This window comes from Sphingobium sp., assembly GCF_049304695.1.
Lineage (GTDB): Bacteria > Pseudomonadota > Alphaproteobacteria > Sphingomonadales > Sphingomonadaceae > Sphingobium.
The window spans coordinates 1-6,186 of the sequence record NZ_JBAQOK010000001.1; the positions used below are offsets into that span (position 1 = coordinate 1).

The 6,186-nt window shown below is 58.8% G+C and carries 6 protein-coding genes and 1 pseudogene; 5 read left to right on the forward strand and 2 right to left on the reverse strand.

Translation table 11 applies throughout. From position 1 onward, the window contains the following. A pseudogene (locus WA070_RS00005) lies at positions 1–386 on the forward strand (DNA transfer protein); the annotation flags it as partial. Positions 387–638: 252 nt separating this feature from the next. Further along, positions 639–1,469, forward strand: coding sequence for a type IV toxin-antitoxin system AbiEi family antitoxin domain-containing protein (locus tag WA070_RS00010; protein ID WP_422632195.1), 831 nt, complete (start codon positions 639–641; stop codon positions 1,467–1,469). A 117-nt stretch (positions 1,470–1,586) separates the two neighbouring features. Here WA070_RS00010 and WA070_RS00015 read toward each other — a convergent pair whose 3' ends face one another. Next, positions 1,587–2,318: a DUF6602 domain-containing protein gene (locus WA070_RS00015; protein ID WP_330219426.1), complete on the reverse strand. Its 732-nt coding sequence runs from the start codon at positions 2,316–2,318 to the stop codon at positions 1,587–1,589. Then, complete coding sequence (locus WA070_RS00020) at positions 2,297–3,058, reverse strand: hypothetical protein (RefSeq protein WP_066608959.1); 762 nt, start codon at positions 3,056–3,058, stop codon at positions 2,297–2,299. The genes WA070_RS00015 and WA070_RS00020 overlap by 22 nt, the downstream gene beginning before the upstream one ends. A 611-nt stretch (positions 3,059–3,669) precedes the next feature. On the opposite strand from WA070_RS00020, the gene WA070_RS00025 reads away from it, so the two are divergent. From WA070_RS00025 to WA070_RS00035, 3 genes are read left to right on the forward strand one after another with little or no spacing between them, the layout of a single operon-like run. After that, a complete protein-coding gene (locus tag WA070_RS00025; RefSeq protein WP_422632196.1) occupies positions 3,670–4,650 on the forward strand; it encodes a hypothetical protein in 981 nt (326 codons plus the stop codon). 33 nt (positions 4,651–4,683) lie between these two features. Continuing rightward, positions 4,684–5,418: a type II toxin-antitoxin system PemK/MazF family toxin gene (locus tag WA070_RS00030; protein WP_422632197.1), complete on the forward strand. Its 735-nt coding sequence runs from the start codon at positions 4,684–4,686 to the stop codon at positions 5,416–5,418. A 6-nt stretch (positions 5,419–5,424) separates the two neighbouring features. Then, positions 5,425–6,081, forward strand: coding sequence for a hypothetical protein (locus WA070_RS00035; RefSeq protein ID WP_422632198.1), 657 nt, complete (start codon positions 5,425–5,427; stop codon positions 6,079–6,081). The last annotated feature ends 105 nt before the right edge of the window (positions 6,082–6,186 follow it).

A 6,186-nucleotide genomic window follows, 5' to 3' on the forward strand; every position in this document is an offset into this window, starting at 1 on the left:
CAGCCCGTGACGTCGATGTCGCCCGTGGGTCAAGCGGGATAAGCCGCCAGAGCGACGGCAGCGTTTTGGAAGGGCCGGATGCCCGGCGCGGCGATCGTGGCAACACGCCGAATGACCGTGCGGCCGACAGCCAGATGCGCGTGATGGAAGCGGTGATACGACGGACGTTGTTCGACAATCCCGAGGCGGTTGCGCGGGTGATGACAGTCGCCCGCACACAGCTCGATGCGCATATTGCGGCGGGACGCAATATCCGACCGGCAATGGTCAAGGACGTCTCCCCCAGCGTCAGGCAGGATGTGGTCCGCGGCCGCGACCCAGCTACGCCCCCCATCCCCCGTCCCGGTCGCGAGCCCAAGCCTCAGGAACGCAGCCGCTCTCGGTGACTGGGAATCAAGTCTTTTGTGGCATAGCCCCTCTGCGACAAATGGGTCCGGCGATCGTCTCCTGGTTTAAGAACAGGCACATTTGTTCGGCTTGGACGAACATTTATCGTGATTGGTAAACCACGAGGGGTGCAACTTGAGCCTGTCGGATATACTATGCGCGCGACTCGTCCCGCAGAACGCGACAAACTTGCCAGATAGTATAATCATCGTTATATCGAACGCGCCGGACATCGCTCACAGAGGCTCAAATTGCGCGAAGGATATAATCTCAAGACGCTTGGACCTCGGGCCGCCCAGCTGATCGTCGAACTCAACGAACGCCGGCAGCCGATCTTTTCGCTCGCCGACGTCGCCGAGATCACAGGTCTGAGCCCGTCATCGGCACGCAGCCTCGTCGCGAACACCGAAGCGCGCGGCATCGTCACGCGCCTCAAGCCCGGTCTCTACAATCTGGTGCCTTTCGAGCGGGGCCGCGACACCGAGCATGTGAGCGATCCCTACCTCATCGCAAGAACGCTGGTTGGCGACGCGCCCTACTTCATTTCTCACGGCAGCGCCCTTGAGCTTCACCGCATGGTCACGCAACCGCAGTTGGTCATCATCGTCTCCTGCGCCAAACGCCTGCGCCCGCAGCACATCCACGGATATGGGTTCCGTTTCGTCGACGTCAAACCGCAGGATTTCTTCGGCGTGACCGAGATCTGGATCACATCCCAAGAGCAAGTCCGTGTCAGCGATCCCGAGCGGACCATCATCGATGGTCTCGACCATCCGCAATTTGTCGGCGGCGTCACGGAGGTCGCCAGGGGGCTCTGGATGAAGCGCGATACGCTGCGGGTCGCACTGATGATCGACTACGCGCTTCGCCTCGGCGTCGGCGCGGTAATCCGCCGCTTGGGCTATCTGCTGGAATTTTACGGACTGGCCGATGCAGCCGCATTGGAGCCGTTGCGCGCGCGGCTGACCCCGACCTATCAGCGTCTCGATCCCCTGTTTCCCAATGAGGGCAGGATGCTGGCGCGATGGCGCATCCGACTCAACATCGAGCCCGACGAACTCGATATAATTCGGAGCAGTTGATAATTCCCAAGGCCATGACAGCTCTGCAAAGCGTGCGATTCCGTGCGCGGTGCCGGTGTCTCCTGATGAGATCCGGTTAGCATTCACTGGTCCTGCATCAGCTTTCCACTTTCGGCATCAGATCATGCTCGCATACGCCCGAATGTCGAGCATTGGCGCAGTCCCAATAGCTTGGAGCTGCGCAATCAGTTCGAACAGAAAGCGGGTCGCGGCCTTGTCGACCGTGTTGAGCTCAAAACTGTCTGCGCACTTGGTGAACCAACCAGCATCGGCAATGCATCCAATGTCGAGCGATTCCTCGTCCAGGTCACGTCTAAGATGCCCTGCTAACGTGTCGCCCAAAGGCGGCTTCCAGCCTGCGCTCAGTGTGAGAATGCCCGCAAGAATATGATGGAGCGGCTTCGCGCGGGACGGCCCGTCGATCGTCTCTGCAGACAGACTTGTGCGGTGCAGCCGGCGCACGGAAGCCGCCTTCTCTCCGGCATAGCGGATGTAATCGGCCGTCAACTCCTGCTTGGCTTCAAACACCGCATATACGCTTTCCGCCGGTACGACATCGGTGCCTTTGAACGTGAACACGAATGGAGAATATTGTCGGTCGTGGATGATCACGTCGATCTGCTGGCTGAAGACACCTCGGCTATCGACTACAAATCCTTTGCGGGCTTCATATCTGCGGGGCAGATAGTGGGTCAGGACGTCAATCCAGACCTGCTCGCTGGCGTCGCCTTTGTCGGTAGGGTGGCCGAGCTTGCGCGCTGTAGCCAGCTCGCTTTGTATCTTCTCGTGGAAGTCGGCGAACAACGCCGCGAGGGACCATTCAGACGTCATTGGAATACGACGTTCCACGGGCTCTCAAGCGCGACTTGCGCGCTTTTTATTACGGCACCCTTTGCATCTGCCGTGAGCACATTGGAAACGACGTTGTTGGTGTTTGCCGGATCAACGAGCCGTTTGTTGGCAAGAGAAGTCGTTATGGCGCGAAACACAGTGACGATATTCTCCTGGACATTCCCAACCCGGGCACCCCGGAGCGCATCAAGCACAAAAAGCTCAAGATAAAACGACTGCCAGTCGATGCCAAAGTGATTGCGCCAAATCTTGATAAGCCGAATTTCATCGAGACGACCAGAGTTAGAAACAACCCGTATATGTTCGCTAATGTTGGTCTGGAGCCAGCTACCTGTCTTAGTGCTCCATAGGCTATGGTAGTTGCCGTACTGATCTTGCCGCCTGGCCGGCGTCACATCGACTTTCCATCCGTTCACCGTCAAACCGGTCGACACGTTCTGACGGCGTGGCGCATAGCCAGCTTGCAAGAAAGCGTTGAACAATGTGTCGGATATCCGCTGCAGTGTGTCAGTCAGCGTCGATGTGAGCGAGACGAAAAGATCGATATCCGTGCCGCCGTGAACTGCGGTCCCCTTCGCGAAAGACCCGCTTGTGCGGATATCGACGATGAACGGGCCGCCCCATGTCTGGATGACTGGCTCGATCAACGGCTGAACGCCGCGCACCGGCGAAAAGAGGCCGGTATCGACCCGATGCCTCGCCAATACTTCGCGCAGATGTTCGTCGATCCCTACCATGGCGGCAGAGTAGGCCGCGGAGCCAAATTCACAAGTAACCCGAGCAGCAGAGAGCGCGTGACCGGTCGTGTAATCCCGCCAATGACGCTGAACGCCCATTGCGCTCGGCGAGTATAAAACGGAGCGAGAGCGGCAAATCTGGACGAGGAAAGGGGAGAGCCTCTTGCGAGACTCTCCCCGAGCACCTTGCGGTGTAATTCCAAAAGGCCGTGAGGCCGAAGCAGCCGAAGCTGTGAGAACCATATAGCCCTCTGGGTATTAAAATTCAATGTACGCCAGCGCGCTAACGCCCTGATTCCGGCCATTTCTAACGGTACCAGCTGGAAAACGGCATGCTCGAATGTTACTTGATAACCTTGATATGTTCTATTGTTCTTGATGGCCTTGAATACCTTGAATGCATTGATACCCTTGATGGGGACAGAAACACATGCTAACGCGCCGCTATGGAACGATCGAGAAGTGCGCCCTTGGACCGTTCGGCGTCCCCCGAAGCCGAATCAGTCGGTGTCGATCGCATTCGAGGGAAAGGGCGTGGGGGCAACTTCCTCGCTATCGATCGCTCCGCGTGGGAACGCCTGTGGCAGGTCGAAACCGGCAACAGGCTGAACTTGGTCACGGCCTTTATTGTGCTCCTCGCGGGAACGGGTAGCGATCACCAGCTCAGCAAGTGGTCGGCCAAGGCATGCGAACAGCACACCGGCATGGGAAAACCTCGGGCCAAGGTGGCGATCGACGAGCTGATCCAGCACGGCTTTGTCGCACGCACTGAGCGGTCGACGAAGCTGTATCCGCAATATCGCCTGCAACCGATCCCGCTCGACAGCGACCCGATCTTTTTGCCCGTCGCGTTGGTAACCGGGATCGAAGCCGAAGCCTCGATGCTTCGGCGGGTCCGTGAGACCGGCGATGCGTTGTTGCTGCGGATGTTGGTCGATCTTTATGGCCTAATCCAGCTCGACGCGACCTTCGGAGTGCCGATTTCCGCGCTGAGCCAGACTCCGCCCATGGACCATCCCGCCCGCAAGGTGTTCGAGATCGGTGTTCATTCTGTCTGGGCACTTCGTCTTGTCGGCGGTTCCAAATCCGCAAAGGGCGATTGGGCGGGCTACCATCGCTCCAAGAGCAATAACAAGGATGCGGCCTGGGAGGATTTTTGGGCGCGCATCGCCATGATCGAGAAGATCGGGGCCATCTGGTATGAGGCTTGGATTTTCGACAGCGAAGAGCCTGACGCCGAACCGTTGTTCCCGGTCGATTTTGCGGCCCTCTACCACCAGTCGGAAGGCGACGACGTCTATCGGCTCACCCGCACCATGCTCGATGCGGCCGCTAACCTCTCTGAGGAGCGCAGCGACCTGCTCGGTCGCTATGCCCTCGACGTGCTGGTAACGCTGGCGCAGCACCGCCGCGCGCCGGGCATCCGAGGCGTTGCAAGGATGCGGATCGAAGCGGACACACCGGGCCGTCGGCTCTCCTATTACAAGCGCCGCACGCAGATTGAACTTTACGAAGCAGGCTTCACTCAAATCGCGCTCGATGCGCTGCGGGGGGAGTATAGTCGACCGATGAATACGGCGACACCGCAATGAGCCGACCAACCGCCGGGAAGAAGCAGCATTTCCATGTCGAACGATAATTCAGAAGCAAACGAGAATATGGAAGTGCCATTCCCAAGCGAGGCCGAGCTGTTTGCGGCGGGCTATGTGCGGATCCTGACTGACGAGGACTTGCTTGCGAGAGGCTTTGTGCCGATCGATTTCAAAAACATGCCGGCGGTCGAGGACATGACCACGGAGCTGGGGCATCCGTTCCCGCAGCATCACGAGATCATCAAGGCCGGATATATACCAATCAGCCGCCGCGAGCGGCGAATTCAGAGCCGTCCGCGTGTTGGCCAGATGTACTGGGTCGATTTTCCGCACGACGCATATGTGCCCGAGTTCGTCAACGAGCATCCCGGCATCGTCATCCGCGCTGCAAACTCACTGAGTGACACCTGCATCATCCTGCCGGTCACCAGTGCACAGCAAAAGGCGGGAACCCACTTCCACCAGCTTTCCAAAAACCCCAACCCAAGGGGCCATGCTGAAGGGCGGACCGCCTACGTCGTTTGTGACCATCTCTATACGGTTCACGTCAACCGCCTGCGACCGTTACTGTCGCTGAAATATGTGCCTGTGTACCCGAAGGTCGAGCCACACGACATGACGGCTATCTTTGCGATCGTCGAAAAGGTTCTGGCGCTCTCGTCTGCGGCGTCGCACGCGGCCGTCGCAGCAGTGGCCACAGCAGCTGCAATGCCTGCCGCACCGGCAAAACCGCTGGGACCAAACACCCTCACGCTGAAGAAGAAGTAGGATCGGATGTCGAGTTGGGCGGAAAGGGCGGCTGCAACCCTGTTACCGCTCAGTCGGGCGTCGTCTCTTGGCCCAGCCCTACGCGAATGGTCCTATACGGGCCGATTCTTCGACCTGGAGGCAAGGGACGGAATCTGCGAGCTGTGTGGGCAGCAGGACCTGCGCTATCATTTCGAGATCGAAAATTCCGGCACGGCGTCGAGCCTTTTGGTCGGCTCCGAATGCATCAAGCGCTTCGAGATCACCGGCGTCGACGAGCAAGGACAGCGGCTCGATGCCGATGCGACGGGCAAGCTGGTCGACCGGCATCGCCGCGGACTGGTGGAAGATGCCCGCAAACAGCGGGTCATGACGGCGTTGCTGAAGCTCGGCCAGGAAGTGGACGATTTCGATGCCTGGGATTTCATCGATTTCGTCGACGACAAAGGCGCGTTCACGCCCAACCAGGTCACGATGATTTTCTGGCGAATGAGCTCTGCCGGTGTCAATTACCGACCGGCGGACTGGAAGGTGCGGATGCGGCGCGACAGTGACTGGCGCCAGTTGCGCACCATGAAGCCCGCAGCGTTCAAGCGAGTTATCGCTGCACTCACGCCCGCACAGCGACGTCGCGTTGCGGAAATCGAGGCTAATTTCAGCGAAAATGGGCAGAGATGGCGATAGCATCGATCACGAAAATGGCACCGAGATCATCGGTGCCATTTGCCATTTCCTGCTTTGTTTTCCGAACTGATCATTCAGAATGCGGACCACGCCGGAACGTCGCTG

Bases quoted from the DNA above. Each gene is read 5' to 3' on its own strand.
- WA070_RS00020 (WP_066608959.1), bottom strand. From the start codon at position 3,058: ATGGTAGGGATCGACGAACATCTGCGCGAAGTATTGGCGAGGCATCGG.
- WA070_RS00035 (WP_422632198.1), top strand. From the start codon at position 5,425: ATGTCGAGTTGGGCGGAAAGGGCGGCTGCAACCCTGTTACCGCTCAGT.
- WA070_RS00030 (WP_422632197.1), top strand. From the start codon at position 4,684: ATGTCGAACGATAATTCAGAAGCAAACGAGAATATGGAAGTGCCATTC.